The following is a 22,057-nucleotide window of genomic DNA, read 5'->3' as shown; positions in this document are numbered from 1 at the left end:
CCGGCGAGTCTAAGCCGTCGCGGCCTTGGGTCCGAAGCGGTAGATGCCGTCTTTGCCGAGTTCGCGCTTCACCTGGCCAGCGAACCACAGCAGGTGCAGGTGGGCCACCGTTTCGCCCATGGCGAAGGTCATCTGGTGCAGGTCGAGTTCGCGCTTGAACAGGATCGGCAGGCCTTCGGCAGCGGTCAGGGCGCGCGCCGTGCAGGCTTCGAGCAATTCGGCCAGCCGGTCGCGGTGGTGCTCCTGCAGCTGGTCGACGCGGCGGTGGATGCCGCGGAACGGCTTGCCGTGCGAGGGCAGGCCCAGCGTGTCGGCCGGCAGCGCCTTGAACTTGTCGATGCTGTCGAGAAACAGGCGCAGCGAGTTCGCCTCGGGCTCGCCCGCGTGCACGCTCACGTTGGTGGAAATGCGCGGCAGCATCATGTCGCCGCCCAGCAGCAGCTTGAGTTCGTCGCAGTACAGCGCGATGTGCTCGGGCGCATGTCCGTAGCCGCTGATGCAGCGCCAGGCGTGGCCGCCGATCACGACGTCGTCGCCGTCGAGCATGCGAACGAAGCGGTCTGGCACCGAGGGCACCATGTTCGCGTAGTAGTTGGTGCGTGCGCGGATCTTGGCGAGCGACTCGGCGTCGGTTAGGCCGTGCGAGCCGAAGAAGGTCGCGGCCGCATCGCCGCCCGCCAGGGTGTCGCCATTGGTGCTGAGCACGCGGGCCACGTGGTAGTCGGTGGAACTGATCCACAGCGGCGCGTTCCAGCGCGAGCAGAGCCACTCGGCCAGGCCGATGTGGTCGGGGTGCATGTGGGTGACGATGACGCGCAGGATCGGCATGCCCTGCAGCTGCGTCTCGAAAATCTGCTCCCACTGCGCGCGGGCTTCGTCGTGCGCGATGCAGCAGTCGACCACTGTCCAGCCCTCGACGCCGTCGAGACTGTCGCGCAGCAGCCAGAGGTTGATGTGGTCGAGCGCAAAGGGCAGCCGCATGCGGATCCAGCGCACGCCGGGCGCCACTTCCAGGGCTTCGCCGGGCTCGGGGAGCGTGTCGCCGAGGGGGTAGTGGAGTTCGCGTTCGAGGAGGTTCATGTAAGATTGACGTTTACGTAAACGTCATAGGTTGGTGGCACCATTGTAGGGATCGCCGCGCAAACCTGCTGTCGCCCCCGTAACGCCCTTTCGCCACCACCGCCGCCATGCCTGCGCAAACCTTCACCATCAGCCAGCTCGCGAAGGAGTTCGATCTCACGACGCGGGCCATCCGCTTCTACGAGGACATGGGCCTGCTCACGCCCGAGCGCGCCGGCCTGCAGCGCGTGTACAGCGCGCGCGATCGGGCGCGGCTCACGCTCACGCTGCGCGCCAAGCGCCTCGGGCTGAGCCTGACGGAGGCGAAGGAAATCCTCGACATGTACGACAGCCCGCGCGACACCGTGCCGCAGCTGGAAAGATTCCTCGGCGTGCTGGGCACCCACCGGGCCCAGCTCGAAGCGCAGCTGACCGAATTGCAGGCCAACCTCGCGGAAGTGCGCGAGCACGAGAAAAAGGGACGGGCCACCCTGGCCAAGGCACAAAAGGCGAACAAGGCGGTCAAGCCCGCGGAAGCCAAGGCCTGAAACACGACTCATCGACAATAGCCGACTATGTCCGACAACACCGATAACCTCGACGACCTCTTTGCCCACAACCGTGCCTGGTCCGCGCAGATGGAGCGCGACCGGCCCGGTTTCTTCACCAGCCTGGTCAAGCAGCAGACGCCGCGCTACATGTGGATCGGCTGTTCCGACAGTCGCGTGCCAGCCAACCAGATAACCGGCCTGGAGCCGGGCGAAGTGTTCGTGCACCGCAACGTGGCCAACATCGTGGTGCACTCCGACCTCAACGCGCTCTCGGCGATCCAGTTCGCGGTCGAGCACCTGAAGGTCGAGCACATCATGGTCGTGGGCCACTACGGCTGCGCCGGCGTGAAGGCCGCACTCAGCGGCGCGCGCATCGGCCTGGCCGACAACTGGATCCGCCACATCCAGGACGTGCGCGACCGCCACGCCGTGATGCTCGAGAGCCTGCCCGAAGATGCACGCGTCGACGCGCTGTGCGAACTCAACGTGGCCGAGCAGGTGGTCAACGTGGCCGTCAGCACCGTCATGGTCGACGCCTGGGCGCGCGGCCAGAAGGTCCGCATCCACGGCTGGACCTTCGGCGTGCACGACGGCCTGCTGCAGGACCTCGGCCTGAGCGTCGACGGCGCCAAGCCGCTCGATGCGGTCTACAAGGCCGCGGTGCAGCGCATCCGCTACAAGTGGAGCAAGCCCGGCGAAGTGATCCAGTCGCTGACGCTGCAAGGCACGCAGGTGAACCAGGCGGTGCAGGAGGCGCAGGCCATGACGCCGCAGCCCGAGGCCGACGGCACGGCCGACCCCGCCGTGGCCTGAACGGCCGTCCTCCATCGGCTCGCGTCGCCATGTTTCCGCAGCGCCTCGATTCGCCGCTGGCCTATGACATCGCGAAGGCGATGATGGACGGCTTCAACCGGCACTACCGGTTGTTCCGCGCTGAATCGGCGCGCGCCAAGCACCGTTTCGAAACCGCCGACTGGCACGGCCAGCAGCGCGCGCAGCGCGAGCGCATCGAGTTCTACGACCTGCGCGTGGGCGAAGCCGTGGCCCGGCTCGAAAAGGAGTTCAAGGCCGGCGAGCAGCCGATGGACGTTTGGCACCAGGTCAAGCTGCACTACATCGGCCTGCTGGTGGACCACCACCAGCCCGAGCTGGCCGAGACCTTCTTCAACTCGGTGACCACGAAGATCCTGCACCGCGCGTACTTCCAGAACGACTTCATCTTCGTGCGCCCGGCCATCAGCACCGAATACATCGAGCCGCGCGGCGCGCCCACCTACCGCCCGTACTACCCCAAGCCCGACACGCTGGCCGACACCATCGAGCAGATGCTCGACGACTTCGAGCTGCTCGGCAGCTATGCCAACAAGCGGCGCGATGCGCAGCGCGTGGCACACGTCATCCTGAACCGCTTCCACCAGGTCAAGCTGCGCGCCAACTTCCAGCTGCAGGTGCTGTCGGGCCTGTTCTTTCGCAACAAGGGCGCGTACGTGGTCGGAAAGATCATGAACGGCTTCACCGAGATTGCGTTCTCGCTGCCGATCCTGCACGACAGCCACGGCAAGTTCTACATCGACGCGGCGCTGTTCGGCGAGGACGACATGCAGATGCTGTTCAGCTTTGCGCGCGCCTACTTCATGGTCGACATGGAAGTGCCCTCGGCCTGGGTGCAGTTTTTGCGCTCGCTCATGCCGCGCAAGCCGCGCGCCGAAATCTACAACGCGCTCGGCCTTGCCAAGCAGGGCAAGACGCTGTTCTACCGCGACTTCCTCTCGCACCTGAACTATTCGAGCGATCGCTTCCGCATTGCGCCGGGCATCAAGGGCATGGTCATGCTGGTGTTCGACCTGCCGTCGTTCCCGTTCGTGTTCAAGGTCATCAAGGACTTCTATCCGCCGCAGAAGGACACCACGCGCGAGCAGATCAAGGGCAAGTACATGCTCGTGAAGCAGCACGACCGCGTGGGCCGCATGGCCGACACGCTGGAGTACAGCGACGTGGGTTTTCCGCTCGACCGCTTCGAGCCCGAGCTGATCGAGGAGATCAGGAAGTTCGCGCCCAGCCAGCTCGAGCTCGGCGACCGCGACAGCAACGGGGAAATGGAAGTCGTGCTCAAGCACGTCTACATCGAGCGGCGCATGATCCCGCTGAACATCTACCTGCAGGAAGCCTTCGACACGCTGGCCAGCCCCGAAAGCCCGGCACACGCCACGCGTGCGAAGGACCAGCTCGAGCGCGCCGTGATCGAGTACGGCAACGCCATCAAGGACATGGTCGCCGCGAACATCTTCCCGGGCGACATGTTGTGGAAGAACTTCGGCGTCACGCGCGGCGGCAAGGTCGTGTTCTACGACTACGACGAGATCGAATACGTCACCGACTGCAAGTTCCGCAAGGTGCCCACACCGCGCAACGAAGAGGACGAGATGAGCGGCGAGGTCTGGTACTCGGTGGGCCCGAAGGACGTGTTCCCCGAAACCTTCGAACCCTTCCTGCTCGGCAACGACGACGTGCGCGCCGCCTTCATGGCGCACCACGCCGACCTGCTCGACGCCGCCTTCTGGCAGCACCACAAGGAACGCATCCAGGCCGGGCAGATGCTCGACGTGTTTCCGTACGAAGAGTCGCAACGCTTCCAGCACGAGGGGCACGCGACGCATTTTTGACCGATCGTTTTTCGATTCCGCTTTCACATACCTGAAGGAGAACTCCATGTCCGAATCCATCGTCATCGTCGGCGCCGCCCGCACCCCCATGGGCAGCTTCCAGGGCGACTTCTCTTCCCTTGCCGCGCACGACCTCGGCGGCGCCGCCATCAAGGCCGCCGTCGAGCGCGCCGGCATTGCCCCGGACAGCGTGGGCGAAGTGCTGTTCGGCAACTGCCTGATGGCCGGCCAGGGCCAGGCGCCGGCGCGTCAGGCGGCCTACAAGGGCGGCCTGCCCGACAGCGCGGGCGCCGTCACGCTCAGCAAGATGTGCGGCTCGGCCATGAAGGCCGCGATGCTCGCGCACGACCTGCTGCTCGCTGGCACGCACGACGTGATGATCGCGGGCGGCATGGAAAGCATGACCAACGCGCCCTACCTCATGCTCAAGGGCCGCGGCGGCTACCGCATGGGCCACGACCGCATCTTCGACCACATGATGCTCGACGGCCTCGAGGACGCCTACCAGCCGGGCCGCTCGATGGGCACCTTCGGCGAAGACTGCGCGGCCAAGTACAAGTTCACGCGCGAGCAGCAGGACGCATTTGCCATCGCCAGCGTCGAGCGCGCCAAGAAGGCCACCGACACTGGCCTCTTCAAGGACGAGATCGCGCCCGTCACCGTCAAGGGCCGCGGCGGCGACACGGTGATCTCCATCGACGAGGGCCCGGGCAAGGTCAAGCTCGACAAGATCCCCACGCTCAAGCCCGCGTTCAAGAAGGAAAACGGCACCATCACCGCCGCATCGAGCTCGTCGATCAACGACGGCGCCGCCGCGCTGGTGATGATGACCGAGTCGCATGCGAAGAAGATCGGCGCCAGGCCCATCGCCCGCCTCGTCGGCCATGCCACGCACGCGCAGCAGCCCGAGTGGTTCTCCACCGCACCCGTCGGCGCGGTCGCCAAGCTCTTCAAGAAGACCGGCTGGACCGTGAAGGACGTGGACCTCTGGGAGGTGAACGAAGCCTTCGCCGTGGTGCCGATGGCGCTGATGCACGAACTCGACGTGTCGCACGAGATCGTCAACGTGAACGGCGGCGCCTGCGCGCTGGGCCACCCGATCGGCGCGAGCGGCGCGCGCATCATGGTCACGCTGATCCATGCGCTGAAGGCGCGCGGCAAGAAGCGCGGCGTGGCCACGCTGTGCATCGGCGGCGGCGAAGGCACCGCCGTGGCACTCGAATTGCTATAAGGGCAATGGCCGGCAGGCGCCCGGGGGACGGGCGCCTGCCGGCTTTCTCGTTCAAATACTTCAAACAATGCGTAGAGCAGGAGATTTCATGCGCCCATCCATCCACCGTACCGCCATTGCCGCCGTGCTGGCCACCGCTTTCGTGGCGAGCGCCGCCTGGGCGCAGAAGCGCGACAACGTGTTGTTCCAGGCTGCCACCGACGAGCAGCCCGCGGTGATCAAGACGCTGGAGAAGCTCGTCAACATCGAGACCGGCACCGGTGATGCAGAGGGCATCGCCGCCGCCGGCAACTACCTCGAGGGCGAACTCAAGAACCTGGGCTTCACGGTCACGCGCAGCAAGTCGGCCGGCCTCGTGGTGGGCGACAACATCGTGGGCAAACTCAAGGGCCGCGGCGGCAAGAACCTGCTGCTGATGTCGCACATGGACACCGTGTACCTGAAGGGCACGCTCGCGAAGGCGCCGTTCAAGATCGAAGGCGACAAGGCCTACGGTCCCGGCATCGCCGACGACAAGGGCGGCAACGCCGTCATCCTGCACACGCTCAAGCTGCTCAAGGACTACGGCGTGCGCGACTACGGCACCATCACCGTGCTGTTCAACACCGACGAAGAGAAGGGCTCCTTTGGCTCGCGCGACCTGATCCAGGAAGAAGCCAAGCTGGCCGACTACGTGCTGTCCTTCGAACCCACCAGCGCCGGCGACGAGAAGCTCTCGCTCGGCACCTCGGGCATCGCCTACGTGCAGGTCAACATCACGGGCAAGGCCTCGCACGCCGGCGCCGCGCCCGAGCTGGGCGTGAACGCGCTGGTCGAGGCGTCGGACCTCGTGCTGCGCACCATGAACATCGACGACAAGGCGAAGAACCTGCGCTTCAACTGGACCATCGCCAAGGCCGGCAACGTGTCGAACATCATCCCGGCCAGCGCCACGCTGAACGCCGACGTGCGCTATGCGCGCAACGAGGACTTCGACGCCGCCATGAAGACGCTGGAAGAGCGCGCGCAGCAGAAGAAGCTGCCCGAGGCCGACGTCAAGGTGGTCGTCACGCGCGGCCGTCCGGCCTTCAACGCGGGCGAAGGCGGCAAGAAGCTGGTCGACAAGGCCGTGGGCTTCTACAAGGAAGCCGGCGGCAACCTCGGCGTGGAAGAGCGCACCGGCGGCGGCACCGACGCGGCCTATGCGGCGCTGTCGGGCAAGCCGGTGATCGAAAGCCTGGGCCTGCCAGGCTTCGGCTACCACAGCGACAAGGCCGAGTACGTGGACATCAGCGCCATTCCGCGCCGCCTGTACATGGCCGCGCGTTTGATCATGGACCTGGGCGCCGGCAAGTAAGCGCGACTCGAAAAAAGACAGACAGGAGACAACGCCATGCTGCTCAGCCCCGACCAGGAAGCCATCCGCGACGCGGTACGCGACTTCTCGCAAGCCGAACTGTGGCCCCACGCCCCGAAGTGGGACCGCGAGCACAGCTTTCCCAAGGAGGCTCACCAAGGCCTTGCGGCACTGGGGGCTTACGGCATCTGCGTGCCCGAGGAAGACGGTGGCGCCGGCCTCGACTACCTCACGCTCGCGCTGGTGCTGGAAGAAATCGCGGCCGGCGACGGCGGCACCAGCACCGCCATCAGCGTGACCAACTGCCCGGTCAACGCCATCCTCATGCGCTACGGCAACGCGCAGCAAAAAAAGCAGTGGCTCGAACCGCTCGCGCAAGGGGAGATGCTTGGCGCCTTCTGCCTTACCGAGCCGCAGGCCGGCAGCGACGCATCGAGCCTGCGCACCACGGCGCGCAAGGACGGCGATGCGTACGTGATCGACGGCGTGAAGCAGTTCATCACCAGCGGCAAGAACGGCCAGGTCGCCATCGTCATCGCGGTGACCGACAAGGGCGCGGGCAAGCGCGGCATGAGCGCCTTCATCGTGCCGACCGACGCGCCGGGCTACAACGTCGCGCGCCTGGAAGACAAGCTGGGCCAGCACAGCAGCGACACCGCGCAGATCAACTTCGACGGCTGCCGCATTCCGCGCGAGAACCTGATCGGCGCCGAGGGCGAGGGCTACAAGATCGCGCTCGGCGCGCTCGAGGGCGGGCGCATCGGCATCGCCGCGCAGAGCGTGGGCATGGCGCGCAGCGCCTTCGACGTGGCGCTGGCCTATGCCAAGGAGCGCCAGGCCTTCGGCGGCTCGATCTTCGACCAGCAGGCCGTGGGCTTTCGCCTGGCCGAATGCGCGACGCAGCTCGAAGCTGCGCGCCAGCTGATCTGGCATGCCGCGAGCCTGCGCGATGCGGGTCGGCCCTGCCTGAAGGAAGCGGCCATGGCCAAGCTGTTCGCGAGCGAGATGGCCGAGCGCGTGTGCAGCGCCGCTATCCAGACGCTGGGCGGCTACGGCTACGTGAACGACTTTCCGCTGGAGCGCATCTACCGCGACGTGCGCGTGTGCCAGATCTACGAAGGCACGTCGGACATCCAGAAGCTGTTGATCCAACGCGCGCTCGCGTGAGCGACGCCGCCTGTCTGTCATCGGTTTGGATGACAGACAGGCGCCCCGCGCCAGCGCACCATGGCTGCCTCTTTCACGGAGTGCCTTGCCATGACTTCTGCCACCCCTGTCTTCCGCGCCGCATGGCTTGCGGCATTGCCGCTCGCCGCCGCGCTCGGCCCCTGCGCCAATGCCCAGCCCGCCGCCACCGATATCGCCACGCTGACCGCGACCGAAGCCGTGCGGCAGTTGTGCGCCGGCACCGTCACCAGCGAGCAATTGGTGTCGGCCTACCTCGCGCAAGCCAAGGCCAAGGCGAACCTCAACGCCTTCGTCACGCTCGACGAAGCCGGCGCCCTGGCGGCCGCGCGCGCCGCCGATGCACTGCGCAAGCGCGGCGGCGCCTGCACGCCGCTGGCCGGGCTGCCGGTGGCCATCAAGGACAACATCCAGGTGCGGGGCCTGCCCGCGACAGCCGGCACGCCCGCACTCAAGGGCTTCGTGCCGACCGCCGACGCGCCGGTGGTCGCCAGGCTGCGCGCGGCCGGCGCCGTCGTGCTCGGCAAGACGAACATGCAGGAGCTGGCCTTCGGCGTCACCGGCTACAACCCCGCGTTCCAGACCGGCCCCGAGGTGGGCGTGCGCAACGCCTACGACCCGAGCCGCATCGCGGGCGGCTCGTCGTCGGGCAATGGCGCCGCGCTGGGCGCACGCATGGCGCCGGCCGCGCTGGGCACCGACACGGGCGGGTCGGTGCGCATTCCGTGCGCGTTCAACGGCTGCGCGTCGCTGCGCCCCACGGTGGGCCGCTATCCGCAGCAGGGCATTGCGCCGATCTCGCACACGCGCGACACCGCGGGGCCGATGGCGCAGTCGATGGCCGACGTGGCGCTGCTCGACAGCATCATTGCCGGCGGCGCTCCGCTGAAGCCCGCCGATCTGAAGCGCGTGCGGCTCGGCGTGGTGCCCGCCTTCCAGGCCGGCCTCGATGCCGACACGCGCACCGCCACCGACGCCGCTTTCGAGAAGCTGCGCGCGGCCGGGGCCACGCTGGTGGACCTGGACATGCCCGGGCTGATGGAGCTCAACGGCGCGGTCGGCTTCCCGCTCGCGCTCTACGAGGCGTACGACGACATGGCGGCCTACCTCGCGAAGTACCGCACGGGCATCGACATCGCGCAGCTCACGGCCGGCATTGCGAGCCCCGACGTCAAGGGCACCTTCGAGGCCTTCGTTGTCCCGCGCAAGCTGCCCGCCGCCAATGGCGTGGTCGACGCCAGGCCGGCCTACGAGCACGCGATGCGCGTCGCTCGCCCCGCGCTGCGCAAGCTCTACCGCGACACCTTCGCGAAGCACAAGCTCGATGCGCTGGTGTTCCCGACGGTGCCCGGCGTGGCACTGGCCGCGACGCCCGAAGCCAGCAGCCCCGAGAACTTCGGCGCGCTGATCCGGAACACCGACCCCGGCAGCAACGCCGGCATTCCGGGCGTGCAGCTGCCCTCCGGCCTTGGCGCCAACAGCGGCCTGCCCGTGGGCCTGGAGCTGGACGGGCCGGCCGGCAGCGACCGCAGGCTGCTGGCCGTGGGCCTCGCGGTGGAAAAAGTACTGGGCCGCCTGCCGGCGCCGAAGTAAGCGCGCCGGGTCAGCGCGCGGGCGGCACCGCCCAGCCCGCCAGCGCCGAGCGGCGCTCGATGCCCAGCTTGTCGAAGATGCGCCGCAGGTAGGTTCGCACCGTGGGCACGCCCACTGCGAGGCGACGCGCGATCTCCTTGTCGGTGAGCCCTTCGCGCACGCAGCGGGCCACCTCCTGCTCGCGTGCGCTGAGCAAAGTCCATGCGGCGGGCGCGGGCACTGCCGTGGCCGAAGCCGCCGCGCGCTGCGCCCGCTGCAGGGCGCCCGCGAACGCCGGCTCGATCAGGTCCAGCAGCGCCTTCTCGTGGTCGCCGAAATCGCCCCGGCCCTTGCGGCGCCAGATGCGCAGGTCGCCCAGTGCGCGCCCGCCCTCGAAGGCGTGCAGGTTCATGCCCCAGTGCAGCCCGTCGCGCGCGAGAAAGTCGTTGAAGAAGGGGGTGCGCATCAGTTCGCGCTGCGGCATCACCTCCGTCACGCGCGTGGCGCGGCGGCGCGACTGCAGCACGAAGGTGATCGGGTCGTGGTGCTGGTGCCACTGCGCGTAGCGATCGAGGTTGGCAGGATCCATGTGCAGCGCCACGCGCGCGTCGAAGTTGCCGCTCCCGGCATCCCATACGAAGGAGGCGAACTGGTCCGCGTGCAGCAAGTCGAGCAGGGCCCGGCCCAGGCGCTCGCGGATCTCCTGCTCGCCGTGGTCGTCTTCCGCCAGCAGCGCGAAAACGCCGCGCAGGGCGTGCTGTTCAGTGCCTGTGAGGTACATCGCCGGCTTTCTCGATGGGGTCGTTGCAACGCTGCGTTCAGGGCGCCTTGCACTGCACCGCGCAGCAGGGGTTCGCGAGGGCGTTTGATTGATGACAGACCCTAGCGTCCAGCAAGCGCCGCGCCAAGGGTGAATGCCCGCAGGAACCCCGCGCGGCAGGGCAAACGCGCCTGATCGACCCGTTTCGGGGCTTGCCCTGTCGGCACCCGGGCCGCGAGGTGTTCCAATAGCGGTCTCCATGAGCGCCATCGATCCCACCACCGGACCTTGCCCCTGCGGCCGCACCGACCGCCGCGACAAGCCCATCGGCTACGCCCTGTGCTGCGGCCGCTACCTCGACGATTTCCAGAATACGCCCGCGCCCGACGCCGAATCGCTGATGCGCTCGCGCTATTCGGCCTTCGTGCTGGAGCGCGGCGACTACCTGCTCGCCACCTGGCATGCATCGAAGCGGCCAGCCTCGATCGAGTTCGAGCCGGGCGTCAAATGGCTGGGGCTGGACATCCGCTCGCGCTCGGTGCTCGACGCGGACCATGCCGAGATCGAGTTCGTCGCGCGCCAGCGCAGCGCGGCCACGGGCGCCGCCACGCGCCTGCACGAGCGCAGCCGCTTCGTGCGCGAAGATGGTCGCTGGTACTACCTGGACGGCGACCTGCAGCAGCCCCTGGGTTGACGCGACGAGCCCAGGCCCGCACAATCGGCCCCGCTCCGGGGTGTACGCATGAGGCGTGCTGAGATGGCAAAGCAGCCGACCCGCGAACTTGATCCGGGTCATACCGGCGTAAGAAGAGCTGCACTCCCTGGCTTCGGTCCGTCACTCCCCCTTCCGTGACGGGTTCCTCCAAAGCCCACCGAGCGATTGCGGAGCACCCTTTCCTCAACAAGGAGTGCCCGCCATGAATGCCCCCGACAAGTTCACCTCCCTGCTTTCGCTCACGCGCGAACCCTTTCCCGCGTCGCACAAGTGCCTGATCCCGGGCAGCCGGCCCGACCTGAACGTGCCCGTGCGCGACGTGCTGCTGACCAACGGCGAGACCGTGTCGCTCTACGACACCTCCGGCCCGTACACCGATGCCAAGGTCGAGATCGACGTGCGCCGCGGCCTGCCTGGCGTGCGCGATGCGTGGATCGCCGAGCGCAACGACACCGAGATCTACGAAGGCCGTTCGCACCAGGCGCTCGACGAAGGCCTGAAGCACGCGCATGACCACGACGCCCAGCGCCTGGCCGAACTGCGCGCCGGAGCTTCCGCGCTGCAGCGCACGCCGCGCCGCGCCAAGTCGGGTGCCAATGTCACGCAGATGCACTACGCGCGCCGCGGCATCGTCACGCCCGAGATGGAATACGTGGCACTGCGCGAGAACGGCAAGCGCGAGTGGATGGCCGAATACCTCGCCAACGAGGCGCGCGCGAAGCGCGTGGCCGGCAACCCGATGGGCGCGCAGATTCCGCGCATCATCACGCCCGAGTTCGTGCGCGACGAGGTGGCGCGCGGCCGCGCGATCATTCCCGCGAACATCAACCACCCCGAAGTCGAGCCGATGGCGATCGGCCGCAACTTCAAGGTCAAGATCAACGCCAACATCGGCAATTCGGCCGTCACGTCGAGCATCGAGGAAGAGGTCGAGAAGCTCGTGTGGGCGATCCGCTGGGGCGCCGACAACGTGATGGACCTTTCGACCGGCAAGAACATCCACACCACGCGCGACTGGATCGTGCGCAACTCGCCGGTGCCCATCGGCACCGTGCCGATCTACCAGGCGCTCGAGAAGGTGGGCGGCGTAGCCGAGGACCTGACCTGGGAGATCTTCCGCGACACGCTGATCGAGCAGGCAGAGCAGGGCATCGACTACTTCACCATCCACGCGGGTGTGCGGCTGCCGTTCATCCACCTGACGGCCGACCGCATGACGGGCATCGTCTCGCGCGGCGGCTCGATCATGGCCAAGTGGTGCATCGCGCACCACAAGGAGAGCTTTCTCTACGAGCGCTTCGAGGACATCTGCGACATCATGAAGGCGTACGACGTGAGCTTCTCGCTGGGCGACGGCCTGCGGCCGGGCTCGGGCGCCGATGCCAACGACGAAGCGCAGTTCGCCGAGCTGCGCACGCTGGGCGAGCTCACGCAGGTCGCATGGAAGCACGACGTGCAGACCATGATCGAAGGCCCGGGCCACGTGCCGATGCACATGATCCAGGCCAACATGGACGAGCAGATCAAGCACTGCCACGAGGCGCCGTTCTATACGCTCGGCCCGCTGACCATCGACATCGCGCCGGGCTACGACCACATCTCGAGCGCCATCGGCGCCGCGATGATCGGCTGGGCCGGCACCGCGATGCTTTGCTACGTGACGCCCAAGGAACACCTGGGCCTGCCCGACCGCGACGACGTGAAGCAGGGGATCATTGCCTACAAGATCGCCGCGCATGCGGCCGACGTGGCCAAGGGGCACCCGGGCGCGCGCTGGCGCGACGACGCGCTGAGCAAGGCGCGTTTCGAGTTCCGCTGGCAGGACCAGTTCAACCTGGGCCTCGATCCGGACACGGCGCGCGAATTCCATGACGAGACGCTGCCGAAGGACTCCAGCAAGGTCGCTCACTTCTGCTCGATGTGCGGCCCGAAGTTCTGCTCGATGAAGATCACGCAGGAGGTGCGCGAGTACGCCGCGAAGAAGGGCGTGGCCGAGGCCGAGGCCCTGGCCGACGGGATGGAGCAGAAGTCCAGGGAATTCATGGCGGGCGGGGGCGAGATCTACATCCCGATCAAGCCGGCGGCCTGAGCGCGCCCGGGGTCGTTGCTACCATGGGGAACTCCTCGAACCTTGCAGCGCAATGACCCCATTCCCCTTCTCCGCAGTTCTCTTCGACTGCGACGGCGTTCTCGTCGATTCCGAACCCATCACCAACCGCGTGCTCGCCGAAATGCTCGGCGAGCTCGGTTGGCACATCACCACCGAAGAGTCGATGAACACCTTCACCGGCAAGGCCGTGAAGGACGAAGCCGCCCTCATCGAATCGAAGACGGGCTTCGCCATCACCGCCGAGTGGCTGAAGACGTTCCGGGCGCGCCGCAACGAAGCCCTCGAACGCACGCTCACGGCGATACCCAACGCCCCTGCGGCCATCCGGGACATCCATGCAAGGCTCAAGGGCCGCATTGCCTGTGCCTCGGGTGCCGACCGCCACAAGGTCGAGCTGCAGCTGGCCAAGGTCGGCCTGCTCGACTGCTTCGAGGGCCGCATCTTCAGCGGCCACGAGATGCCGCGCTCCAAGCCGCATCCCGATGTCTACCTTGCCGCCGCCGAAGCCCTCGGCGTCGATCCGAGGCGCTGCGCCATCGTCGAAGACACCGTCACCGGTGCCATGGCGGGCGTGGCCGCCGGTGCCACGGTGTTCGGATACAGCACGGGCGAATCGGGCCACAGCGGCCCCGGCCCGTTGCTGAGCGTCGGCGCGGTCAAGGTGTTCAGCGACATGGCCGAACTGCCGGCGCTGCTTTCGGGCTATGGCCTGCAGGCGGCCTGAGTTTCTGGTGGAATGAAGGGCATGAATTCCGAATACAAGACCGAGCAGCCCGATCGCAGCGAAATCGATGCACTCACCGGCCCCGCCGTGGTCGAGTTCGGCACCAACTGGTGCGGCATCTGCAAGGCCGCGCAGCCGAACATCGCCGAGGCCTTTGCCAAGTACCCGAGCGTGCGCCGCATCAAGGTGGAAGACGGAAGCGGCCGTCCGCTGGGCCGCTCGTTCAACGTGCGGCTGTGGCCCACGCTGGTGTTCATGCGCGACGGCAAGGAGGTTGCGAAGCTGGTGCGACCGGAGGACAGCCAGTCGATTGCCGACGCGCTCGCACTGATCGACGCTCCGGCCACCTGAGCACGGCAGGGCTGTCTACAGCCCCTGCTGCCGGAAGTCGCGCGGCGCGTGCCCTGTCCATTGCAGGAATGCGCGCGAAAAACTCTTCTCGTTGCGAAACCCCACTGCCAGCGCCACCTGCTTGATGGGGCGCGTGGTGCGTCGCAACTGTTCGACGGCGACCTCGTGGCGCACCTCGTTCTTGAGCACCTGCAGCGACGTGCCTTCCTCGTGCAGCTGCCGGTGCAGCGTGCGGCTCGACACGTTGAGCAGCGCGGCCAGCGCCTCGGCCGTGGTGGCCTCGCTCGCGCGCGAACGCAGCAGCTCGCGCACGCGCTGGCCCAGCAGGCGGTCGCGCCGGTACTGCAGGATGGTCAGCGGCAGCGCCCGCTTGAGCATGGTGCGTAGCGCGCGTTCGTCGCGCTGCAGCGGCAGGGCGAGATAGCGTTCGTCGAAGCTGATGCCGGCCTTGGGCGCGTCGAAGCGAACCTCGGGCGTGAACATCGGCGCGTAGGCGTCGCGATGCGGCGGCGCGGCGAACGGAAAGGTCGCGCTGCGCAGCGAGATGCGCGAGTCGATGGCCCAGCACATGTAGCCGTGCATGAAGCGCAGGCTGGTCACGAGGCAGAACTCGCGGAAGGCATCGTCGAGCGGGCGGTTCTCGGTGATGCGCAGCGTGGCCACGCCGCCGGCCACTTCGAGCGCCAGGCCGATGTCTTCGGTCAGCAGCCGGTGGTGGCGGCACCAGCGCTTGATGGCCACGCCCAGGTCGGGCGAGGTCAGCGAGGCGCGGCACAGCATGCCGTAGCTGCCCCAGGGCAGGCGCCGCGAAAACCAACCCAGCGCCTCGTCGTCGAGTTCCTGCATGGCGTGCTCCGACAGCGCCTCGAACTGCGCGGCCGTCACCCGCGCGCCCGGCCGGGCCAGATCGCGCGGCGTGATCTGTGCCGCTTTCAGGGCCTCGGCCGGGTCCTTGCCGTATCGCTCGTAGCCCTGCACGATGGCTCGCACGAAGGCCATCGGCGTGACGGCGCGGGCAGGTCTCAGGAAGGACGGGGACGACATGGATATGCGGATCAGGTGTGGCGCAATTTGCAACCATTGTGGCGCCAATTGCGGAACAGCGAGGCGTAAGCTGCGATCTTTCGCAAGCGCCATCCAGCGCGGATAGCACTGCGCAGACCCTTCAGAGGAGACAAGACACATGCACGATCCCGGCCTGAACTTCGACCTGGGCGAGGACATCGACTCGCTGCGCAGCGCGATCCAGGACTTCGCCGCCCACGAGATCGCACCCCGCGCCGCCGACATCGACCGCGACAACCTGTTCCCGCACGACCTCTGGCAGAAGCTCGGCGAGCTCGGCCTGCACGGCATGACGGTGAAGGAAGAGTACGGCGGCACCGAGCTGGGCTACCTGGCGCACATCGTGGCCATGGAAGAAGTCTCGCGCGCCTCGGCCTCGGTGGGCCTGTCGTACGGCGCGCACTCCAACCTGTGCGTGAACCAGATCCACCGCAACGGCAGCGACGCGCAGAAGAAGAAGTACCTGCCCAAGCTGGTGAGCGGCGAGCACGTCGGCGCCCTGGCCATGAGCGAGCCCAATGCCGGCTCCGACGTGGTGAGCATGAAGCTCAAGGCCGAGAAGAAGGACGGCTATTACGTGCTCAACGGCGGCAAGATGTGGATCACCAACGGCGGCGACGCCGACACGCTGGTCATCTATGCCAAGACCGAACCCGAGATGGGCGCGCGCGGCATGACGGCCTTCATCGTCGAAAAGAACTTCAAAGGTTTTTCGGCCGGCACCAAGCTCGACAAGCTCGGCATGCGTGGCTCCAACACCTTCCCGCTGTTCTTCGACAACTGCGAAGTGCCCGAAGAGAACGTGCTCGGCGGCGAAGGCATGGGTGCGAAGGTGCTGATGAGCGGCCTCGACTACGAGCGCGCCGTGCTCTCGGGCGGCCCGCTCGGCATCATGGCCGCGTGCATGGACGCGGTGCTGCCCTTTGTGCACGAGCGCAAGCAGTTCGGCCAGAGCATCGGCGAGTTTCAGCTGATGCAGGGCAAGCTGGCGGACATGTACTCGACCTGGCAGGCCACGCGCGCCTATGTGTATGCCGTGGGCAAGGCCTGCGACCGCAACGACCATGCGCGCACCTTCCGCAAGGACGCGGCCGGCGCCATCCTGTACTCGGCCGAGAAGGCGACGTGGATGGCCGGCGAGGCGATCCAGGCGCTGGGCGGCGTGGGATACACGAAGGAGTTTCCGGTGGAGCGGCTGTGGCGCGATGCGAAGCTGTATGAGATTGGGGCGGGGACGAGCGAGATCAGGCGGATGCTGATCGGGCGCGAGTTGTTCGCGGAGACTGCATAGGCTGTTTTTCTCCCTCCCCTTCCGGGGGAGGGCAGGGGTGGGGGCAAGCGGCGTTCGATGAAGCACTGCGCCGAACAGGCGCCGCCAGCCCCCATCCCAACCTTCCCCCAGAGGGGGAAGGAGCAAGACAAGGAGACAAGGAAATGAACACATGACCGCCGCACTGACCGAGAGCTACGGCAAGGGCGCCACAGACGTCCCCCTCATCGAACAACCCATCGGCGACTTCTTCGACGACATGGTCGCGAAGCAGCCCGAGCGCGAAGCCCTCGTCAGCCGCCATGAAGGCCAGCGCTTCACCTACCGCGAGCTGCAGACCGAATCGAACCGCCTCGCCAGCGCCTTGCTGAACCTCGGCCTCGCCCCCGGCGACCGCGTCGGCATCTGGTCGCACAACAACGTCGCGTGGGTGCTGATGCAGATCGCCACCGCCAAGGTCGGCCTGATCCTCGTCAACATCAACCCCGCCTACCGGACCTCCGAGCTCGAATACGCGCTCAACAAGGTCGGCTGCAAGGCGCTGGTGACGATGGCGCAGTTCAAGACCAGCGACTACCTCGGCATGCTGCGCGAACTCGGCCCCCAGCGCCTGCCGCAATTGCTGCACACCTTCTGGATCGACAAGCCCGGCCAGGGCGACGAGCAGCCCGGCATGCAGCGCTTCTCGCAGCTGCTCGCGAGCGGCGATGCCGCCGACCCGCGCGTGGCACAGGCGCAGAAGACGCTGAAGGCCGCCGACCCCATCAACATCCAGTTCACCAGCGGCACCACGGGCTTTCCCAAGGGCGCGACGCTCACGCACCGCAACATCCTGAACAACGGCTTCTTCATCGGCGAGTGCATGAAGCTGTCGCCCGTCGACCGGCTGTGCATTCCGGTGCCTCTCTATCACTGCTTCGGCATGGTGCTGGGCAACCTCGCCTGCCTCACGCACGGCTCGGCCATCGTGTACCCGAACGACGGCTTCGACCCGCTCACCGTGCTCGAGACGGTGCAGGCCGAGAAGTGCACCGGCCTGCACGGCGTGCCCACGATGTTCATCGCCGAGCTCGACCATCCGCGCTTCAAGGAGTTCGACCTGTCCACGCTGCGCACCGGCATCATGGCCGGCTCGCCGTGCCCGATCGAGGTGATGAAGCGCGTGGTCAGCGAGATGCACCTGAGCGAAATCACCATCGCCTACGGCATGACCGAGACCAGCCCCGTGAGCTGCCAGAGCAGCACCGACACACCGCTGGACCGCCGCGTGTCGACCGTGGGTACCGTGCAGCCGCACCTCGAAGTGAAGATCGTCGACGCCGAGACCGGCGCGATCATGCCGGTCGGCAAATCGGGCGAGCTCTGCACGCGCGGCTACTCGGTGATGCACGGCTACTGGGAAGACGAGCCGAAGACGCGCGAAGCCATCGACGCCGAGCACTGGATGCATACCGGCGACCTCGCCACCATGGACGCCGAGGGCTACGTCAACATCGTCGGCCGCATCAAGGACCTGGTGATCCGCGGCGGCGAGAACATCTACCCGCGCGAGATCGAAGAATTCCTGTATCGCCACCCGAAGGTGCAGGACGTGCAGGTGGTCGGTCTGCCCGATAAAAAGTACGGCGAAGAACTCTGCGCCTGGATCATCGTCAAGCCCGGCCAGACCGCGACCGACACCGAGATCCGCGATTTCTGCAAGGGCCAGATCGCGCACTACAAGGTGCCGAAGTACATCCAGTTCGTCACCGAGTTCCCGATGACGGTGACCGGCAAGATCCAGAAATTCAAGATCCGCGACGCCATGACCGAGCAACTCGGCCTTCAGCAAGAAAAGACAGCATGAGCCAACTCGAAACCAAACTGAATGCCCGTTCGGCCGACTTCCAGGCCAATGCCACCGCCATGCGCGCGCTGGTCGACGACCTGCGCCAGCAGTTCGCCAAAGTGGAGCAGGGCGGCGGCGAAGCCGCGCGCGCCAAGCACACGTCGCGCGGCAAGCTGCTGCCGCGCGACCGCGTCGCAGAGCTGCTCGACCCGGGCACGCCCTTCCTCGAGATCGCGCCGTTGGCCGCGCATGCGATGTACCTTGACGCCAAGGGCGTCGAATCGGCGCCGGGCGCCGGCCTCATCGCCGGCATCGGCCGCGTGAACGGGGTCGACTGCATGATCGTGTGCAACGACGCGACGGTGAAAGGCGGCACCTACTACCCCATGACCGTCAAGAAGCACCTGCGCGCACAGGAGATCGCCGAGCAGAACCGCCTGCCGTGCATCTACCTCGTCGACTCGGGCGGCGCCAACCTGCCGAACCAGGACGAGGTGTTCCCCGACCGCGACCACTTCGGCCGCATCTTCTTCAACCAGGCCAACATGAGCGCCCAGGGCATCCCGCAGATCGCGGTGGTCATGGGCTCGTGCACGGCGGGTGGCGCCTACGTGCCGGCGATGAGCGACGAATCGATCATCGTGAAGAACCAGGGCACCATCTTCCTGGGCGGCCCGCCGCTCGTGAAGGCTGCCACCGGCGAGGTCGTGACGGCCGAAGACCTGGGCGGTGGTGACGTGCACACGCGTCTGTCTGGCGTGGTCGACCACCTCGCGCAGAACGACCTGCATGCGCTGGCGCTCGCGCGCTCGGCGGTGGCCAACCTCAATGCGAAGGCCGCGGCGGCAACGCCCACGAACACCCCGGTGCGCGCACCTGCATTCCCGCGCGAAGAACTCTACGGCGTGATCCCCACCGACACGCGCAAGCCCTTCGACGTGCGCGAGATCATTGCGCGCATCGTCGACGTCAGCGAGTTCCACGAGTTCAAGGCCCGCTTCGGCGCCACGCTGGTCTGCGGCTTCGCCGAGATCGAGGGCATGCCCGTGGGCATCGTCGCCAACAACGGCATCCTGTTCAGCGAGTCGGCGCAAAAGGGCGCGCACTTCATCGAACTGTGCTGCCAGCGCAAGATCCCGCTGGTGTTCCTGCAGAACATCACCGGCTTCATGGTGGGCCGCAAGTACGAGAACGAAGGCATCGCGCGCCACGGCGCCAAGATGGTGACGGCCGTGGCCACGGCCAACGTGCCCAAGTTCACCATCATCATCGGCGGCAGCTTCGGCGCCGGCAACTACGGCATGTGCGGCCGCGCGTACAGTCCGCGCTTCCTCTGGATGTGGCCCAACGCACGCATCAGCGTGATGGGCGGCGAACAGGCCGCGAGCGTGCTGGCCACGGTGAAGCGCGACGGCATCGAGCTCAAGGGAGGCAGCTGGAGCAAGGAAGAAGAAGAAGCCTTCAAGGCGCCTATCCGCCAGCAGTACGAAGACCAGGGCCATCCGTACTACGCGACCGCGCGGCTGTGGGACGACGGGATCATCGATCCGGCGGATACGCGGCGCGTGCTGGCGCTGGGCCTCGCGGCCGCGCGCAACGCACCTGTTCCAGAGCCGAAATTCGGTATCTTCCGCATGTAAGTTGGCCTCCGCCGGCTTCGAACAGGAAGTGATCCCATGATCTCGAAACCCCTTGGTACAAGTCAGCTGGGAGTCGGCTTTCTCGTGCTTTCTGCTTGCCTGGCGACATTGGCCATGCCCGCGCTTGCCCGCGACACGCGGCTGGTGTTGCCCATCTATCCGGTGATGCAGCAGCCCGCCACGCGCGAAGCGATAGGCAACGACGTGCAGCTTCGCTTCGCGGCCACGCCGCAGCCCCTGGTATCGCAGTCGCCGATGCTCAAGGCCGAAAGCTATGCCCGGCCGTACTCCACCACGCAGCGCTACGGCGACGGCCGGCCGGTGATCCGCAGCGACGAAGAGACCTGCCGCGAGGCCATGCGCAATACGCTGGTGGCGCTGGCCCAGGCGGCACGGGCGCGTGGCGTGCACACGGTGACGCAGGTCGAGAGTTTTTACGAAGGCGCCGTGCTGTCGACGCCCGGTGCCTATGAATGCCATGCGGGCACCGGCAGCGCTGAAGTGCATCTGCGAGGCGTGGCGGGGGGCGATGGCGGTGCGGTGGCGACAGCAGGTGTCGGGGTCGACGACGTCGATGCCGTTCCGGGGCTGAACGCGGAAGGTCGTGCGGCGTATCAGAAATTCCTGCAGGCCAAGCCGCCGCGGGTCCTTGTCATCCGGCGGTCCGGCGACAGTTCCTGGGTCCACTGGGCCGATGGCCTGGTGCCGCGCGACATCAACCGGCCGTCGGACCCGACGCAGCGGGCGCTGGAATATTGCACAGAGCGCCACCAGGGCGAGTGCAGTGTCTACGCGGTGGATTACACCGTGGTCTATCAGAAGCCCAAGCCTGCTGCCGCTGATCGCAAAGTGGCAACCGAGGGTCCTGTCGCCAACCTCTACAGGTTGCCGACCGACAGCCACTTTGCCGACGTCAACGATCCCTCCGTGGTGCCCGTGCGTGAGCAGAGCAGGGACCGCTACCTTGGATTCCTTGCCTTGCCCATGCCGCGCGCCTTTGCCGTTGCGGCCGATGGCAGCGCGGCCTTCGCTTCCGGTGGCGCGGCGATGGCCGATGTCCTGAACACCTGCGAACGCGAAGGAAAGACCTGCTGGCTCTATGCCGTGGACGATCGCGTGGTGTGGAAGTCCGACCCGCGCCAGCGCATCGGCCGCGTCAACCAACTCTCCAGGATTCAACAGGACGCACGTACTCCATGAGTGATTTCGAAAAACTCGATCTCCAAATAGAAGGCGCCGTCGCCCGCATCTGGCTCGACCAGCCCGACGCCCGCAACGCCTTCGACGATGTCGTCATCGCAGAGCTGACGCAGGCCTTCACCGAAGCCGGCGCCGCGCCGCAGGTGAAGGCCATCGTGCTCGGCGCGAACGGCCCGGCCTTCTGTGCGGGCGCGAACCTCAACTGGATGCGCCGCATGGCCGACTACACGCGCGACGAGAACATCGCCGACGCGGGCAAGCTGGCCGCCATGCTGCGCACCATTGCCGAGTGCCCCAAGCCCACCATCGCGCGCGTGCAGGGCGACGTGTACGCGGGCGGCATGGGGCTGGTCGCGGCCTGCGACATGGCCGTGAGCGTGGACAGCGCGTGGTACTGCCTGAGCGAAGTGAAGATCGGCCTCGTGCCCGCGACCATCAGCCCGTACGTGCTGCGCGCCATGGGCACGCGCGCGTCGCAGCGCTACTTCCTCACGGCCGAGCGTTTCACCGCGGCCGAAGCGCATCGCATCGGTTTCGTGCATGAAGTGGTTGCCGCCGATGCGCTCGATGCCAAGGTCGACGAACTCGTGAAAGCGCTGACCGGTGCAAGTCCGGCCGCCGTGCGCGCGTGCAAGCAACTGATCGCCGACGTGGCCGGCCGCGAGATCGACGACGCGCTGATCGCGAAGACCGTCGAAGGCATTGCCGGCATCCGCGCGAGCGAGGAAGGCCGGGAAGGCGTGCAGGCTTTCCTGCAGAAGCGCAAGCCGTCCTGGCTGGGCCGCTGAGCACACGCG

At 67.1% G+C, this 22,057-nt stretch carries 19 protein-coding genes; 16 read left to right on the top strand and 3 right to left on the bottom strand.

Features of this window, described 5'->3' with window-relative positions; translation table 11 throughout:
* Positions 1 to 9: 9 nt before the first annotated feature.
* A complete protein-coding gene (locus ACEOAB_RS26225; protein WP_413749705.1) occupies positions 10 to 1,080 on the bottom strand; it encodes an MBL fold metallo-hydrolase in 1,071 nt (356 codons plus the stop codon).
* A gap of 107 nt (positions 1,081 to 1,187) precedes the next feature.
* On the opposite strand from ACEOAB_RS26225, the gene ACEOAB_RS26220 reads away from it, so the two are divergent.
* The 7 genes from ACEOAB_RS26220 to iaaH all read left to right on the top strand — a co-directional run bounded on the left by ACEOAB_RS26220 (position 1,188) and on the right by iaaH (position 9,618).
* Positions 1,188 to 1,607 carry a MerR family transcriptional regulator gene (locus ACEOAB_RS26220; RefSeq protein ID WP_056595736.1) on the top strand — a complete coding sequence of 140 codons (420 nt, stop codon included), beginning with the start codon at positions 1,188 to 1,190 and terminating at the stop codon, positions 1,605 to 1,607.
* A gap of 27 nt (positions 1,608 to 1,634) precedes the next feature.
* Entirely contained in the window at positions 1,635 to 2,423 is a 789-nt protein-coding gene (gene can / locus ACEOAB_RS26215) for a carbonate dehydratase (RefSeq protein WP_413749706.1), read from the top strand.
* Between the two features lie 29 nt (positions 2,424 to 2,452).
* The gene (aceK, locus tag ACEOAB_RS26210; RefSeq protein WP_413749707.1) at positions 2,453 to 4,273 is read left to right on the top strand and encodes a bifunctional isocitrate dehydrogenase kinase/phosphatase; all 1,821 of its coding nucleotides are present in this window, start codon (positions 2,453 to 2,455) and stop codon (positions 4,271 to 4,273) included.
* 46 nt (positions 4,274 to 4,319) lie between these two features.
* The gene (locus tag ACEOAB_RS26205) at positions 4,320 to 5,504 is read left to right on the top strand and encodes an acetyl-CoA C-acyltransferase (protein ID WP_413749708.1); all 1,185 of its coding nucleotides are present in this window, start codon (positions 4,320 to 4,322) and stop codon (positions 5,502 to 5,504) included.
* Between the two features lie 88 nt (positions 5,505 to 5,592).
* Positions 5,593 to 6,840, top strand: coding sequence for a glutamate carboxypeptidase (locus tag ACEOAB_RS26200; RefSeq protein ID WP_413315558.1), 1,248 nt, complete (start codon positions 5,593 to 5,595; stop codon positions 6,838 to 6,840).
* A 36-nt stretch (positions 6,841 to 6,876) separates the two neighbouring features.
* Positions 6,877 to 8,007, top strand: coding sequence for an acyl-CoA dehydrogenase family protein (locus tag ACEOAB_RS26195; protein WP_413751225.1), 1,131 nt, complete (start codon positions 6,877 to 6,879; stop codon positions 8,005 to 8,007).
* Between the two features lie 90 nt (positions 8,008 to 8,097).
* Positions 8,098 to 9,618 carry an indoleacetamide hydrolase gene (iaaH, locus tag ACEOAB_RS26190; RefSeq protein WP_495653199.1) on the top strand — a complete coding sequence of 507 codons (1,521 nt, stop codon included), beginning with the start codon at positions 8,098 to 8,100 and terminating at the stop codon, positions 9,616 to 9,618.
* A gap of 10 nt (positions 9,619 to 9,628) precedes the next feature.
* On the opposite strand, the gene ACEOAB_RS26185 is transcribed toward iaaH, so the two are convergent.
* The gene (locus tag ACEOAB_RS26185; protein WP_495653198.1) at positions 9,629 to 10,378 is read right to left on the bottom strand and encodes a helix-turn-helix transcriptional regulator; all 750 of its coding nucleotides are present in this window, start codon (positions 10,376 to 10,378) and stop codon (positions 9,629 to 9,631) included.
* Between the two features lie 238 nt (positions 10,379 to 10,616).
* Between ACEOAB_RS26185 and ACEOAB_RS26180 the strand changes: the two genes are divergently transcribed.
* The 4 genes from ACEOAB_RS26180 (at position 10,617) to ACEOAB_RS26165 (ending at position 14,257) form a co-directional block, all read left to right on the top strand.
* The gene (locus ACEOAB_RS26180) at positions 10,617 to 11,051 is read left to right on the top strand and encodes a YchJ family protein (protein ID WP_007827801.1); all 435 of its coding nucleotides are present in this window, start codon (positions 10,617 to 10,619) and stop codon (positions 11,049 to 11,051) included.
* Between the two features lie 223 nt (positions 11,052 to 11,274).
* Positions 11,275 to 13,161 carry a phosphomethylpyrimidine synthase ThiC gene (thiC, locus tag ACEOAB_RS26175; RefSeq protein WP_495653197.1) on the top strand — a complete coding sequence of 629 codons (1,887 nt, stop codon included), beginning with the start codon at positions 11,275 to 11,277 and terminating at the stop codon, positions 13,159 to 13,161.
* A gap of 52 nt (positions 13,162 to 13,213) precedes the next feature.
* The gene (locus ACEOAB_RS26170; RefSeq protein WP_056595713.1) at positions 13,214 to 13,906 is read left to right on the top strand and encodes an HAD family hydrolase; all 693 of its coding nucleotides are present in this window, start codon (positions 13,214 to 13,216) and stop codon (positions 13,904 to 13,906) included.
* 21 nt (positions 13,907 to 13,927) lie between these two features.
* Positions 13,928 to 14,257, top strand: a complete 330-nt coding sequence (locus ACEOAB_RS26165) for a thioredoxin family protein (RefSeq protein WP_413750549.1) — start codon at positions 13,928 to 13,930, stop codon at positions 14,255 to 14,257.
* A 15-nt stretch (positions 14,258 to 14,272) separates the two neighbouring features.
* Here the strand turns inward: ACEOAB_RS26165 and ACEOAB_RS26160 are convergent, their stop codons facing one another.
* Positions 14,273 to 15,301, bottom strand: coding sequence for an AraC family transcriptional regulator (locus tag ACEOAB_RS26160; protein WP_056595711.1), 1,029 nt, complete (start codon positions 15,299 to 15,301; stop codon positions 14,273 to 14,275).
* A gap of 139 nt (positions 15,302 to 15,440) precedes the next feature.
* On the opposite strand from ACEOAB_RS26160, the gene ACEOAB_RS26155 reads away from it, so the two are divergent.
* The 5 genes from ACEOAB_RS26155 (at position 15,441) to ACEOAB_RS26135 (ending at position 22,048) form a co-directional block, all read left to right on the top strand.
* The gene (locus tag ACEOAB_RS26155; RefSeq protein WP_413750550.1) at positions 15,441 to 16,613 is read left to right on the top strand and encodes an isovaleryl-CoA dehydrogenase; all 1,173 of its coding nucleotides are present in this window, start codon (positions 15,441 to 15,443) and stop codon (positions 16,611 to 16,613) included.
* Positions 16,614 to 16,764: 151 nt separating this feature from the next.
* Positions 16,765 to 18,438, top strand: a complete 1,674-nt coding sequence (locus ACEOAB_RS26150; protein ID WP_056595706.1) for an AMP-binding protein — start codon at positions 16,765 to 16,767, stop codon at positions 18,436 to 18,438.
* Complete coding sequence (locus ACEOAB_RS26145; protein ID WP_056595704.1) at positions 18,435 to 20,060, top strand: carboxyl transferase domain-containing protein; 1,626 nt, start codon at positions 18,435 to 18,437, stop codon at positions 20,058 to 20,060. The genes ACEOAB_RS26150 and ACEOAB_RS26145 overlap by 4 nt, the downstream gene beginning before the upstream one ends.
* Positions 20,061 to 20,096: 36 nt before the next feature.
* Positions 20,097 to 21,260, top strand: a complete 1,164-nt coding sequence (locus ACEOAB_RS26140; protein WP_413749692.1) for a hypothetical protein — start codon at positions 20,097 to 20,099, stop codon at positions 21,258 to 21,260.
* Positions 21,257 to 22,048: an enoyl-CoA hydratase/isomerase family protein gene (locus ACEOAB_RS26135; protein WP_413749693.1), complete on the top strand. Its 792-nt coding sequence runs from the start codon at positions 21,257 to 21,259 to the stop codon at positions 22,046 to 22,048. The genes ACEOAB_RS26140 and ACEOAB_RS26135 overlap by 4 nt, the downstream gene beginning before the upstream one ends.
* The last annotated feature ends 9 nt before the right edge of the window (positions 22,049 to 22,057 follow it).

This window comes from Variovorax sp. Varisp53 (assembly GCF_059491555.1).
The sequence above is the reverse complement of the archived record's forward strand: the minus strand, read 5'-3'. Positions and strand labels throughout refer to the sequence as shown.

Coding starts and splice junctions, on each gene's coding strand:
- ACEOAB_RS26165 (WP_413750549.1), top strand. CDS start 13,928: ATGAATTCCGAATACAAGACCGAGCAGCCCGATCGCAGCGAAATCGAT.
- ACEOAB_RS26180 (WP_007827801.1), top strand. CDS start 10,617: ATGAGCGCCATCGATCCCACCACCGGACCTTGCCCCTGCGGCCGCACC.
- thiC (WP_495653197.1), top strand. CDS start 11,275: ATGAATGCCCCCGACAAGTTCACCTCCCTGCTTTCGCTCACGCGCGAA.
- aceK (WP_413749707.1), top strand. CDS start 2,453: ATGTTTCCGCAGCGCCTCGATTCGCCGCTGGCCTATGACATCGCGAAG.
- ACEOAB_RS26145 (WP_056595704.1), top strand. CDS start 18,435: ATGAGCCAACTCGAAACCAAACTGAATGCCCGTTCGGCCGACTTCCAG.
- iaaH (WP_495653199.1), top strand. CDS start 8,098: ATGACTTCTGCCACCCCTGTCTTCCGCGCCGCATGGCTTGCGGCATTG.
- ACEOAB_RS26155 (WP_413750550.1), top strand. CDS start 15,441: ATGCACGATCCCGGCCTGAACTTCGACCTGGGCGAGGACATCGACTCG.
- ACEOAB_RS26135 (WP_413749693.1), top strand. CDS start 21,257: ATGAGTGATTTCGAAAAACTCGATCTCCAAATAGAAGGCGCCGTCGCC.
- ACEOAB_RS26205 (WP_413749708.1), top strand. CDS start 4,320: ATGTCCGAATCCATCGTCATCGTCGGCGCCGCCCGCACCCCCATGGGC.
- ACEOAB_RS26160 (WP_056595711.1), bottom strand. CDS start 15,301: ATGTCGTCCCCGTCCTTCCTGAGACCTGCCCGCGCCGTCACGCCGATG.
- ACEOAB_RS26140 (WP_413749692.1), top strand. CDS start 20,097: ATGATCTCGAAACCCCTTGGTACAAGTCAGCTGGGAGTCGGCTTTCTC.
- ACEOAB_RS26195 (WP_413751225.1), top strand. CDS start 6,877: ATGCTGCTCAGCCCCGACCAGGAAGCCATCCGCGACGCGGTACGCGAC.
- ACEOAB_RS26220 (WP_056595736.1), top strand. CDS start 1,188: ATGCCTGCGCAAACCTTCACCATCAGCCAGCTCGCGAAGGAGTTCGAT.
- can (WP_413749706.1), top strand. CDS start 1,635: ATGTCCGACAACACCGATAACCTCGACGACCTCTTTGCCCACAACCGT.
- ACEOAB_RS26150 (WP_056595706.1), top strand. CDS start 16,765: ATGACCGCCGCACTGACCGAGAGCTACGGCAAGGGCGCCACAGACGTC.
- ACEOAB_RS26225 (WP_413749705.1), bottom strand. CDS start 1,080: ATGAACCTCCTCGAACGCGAACTCCACTACCCCCTCGGCGACACGCTC.
- ACEOAB_RS26185 (WP_495653198.1), bottom strand. CDS start 10,378: ATGTACCTCACAGGCACTGAACAGCACGCCCTGCGCGGCGTTTTCGCG.
- ACEOAB_RS26170 (WP_056595713.1), top strand. CDS start 13,214: ATGACCCCATTCCCCTTCTCCGCAGTTCTCTTCGACTGCGACGGCGTT.
- ACEOAB_RS26200 (WP_413315558.1), top strand. CDS start 5,593: ATGCGCCCATCCATCCACCGTACCGCCATTGCCGCCGTGCTGGCCACC.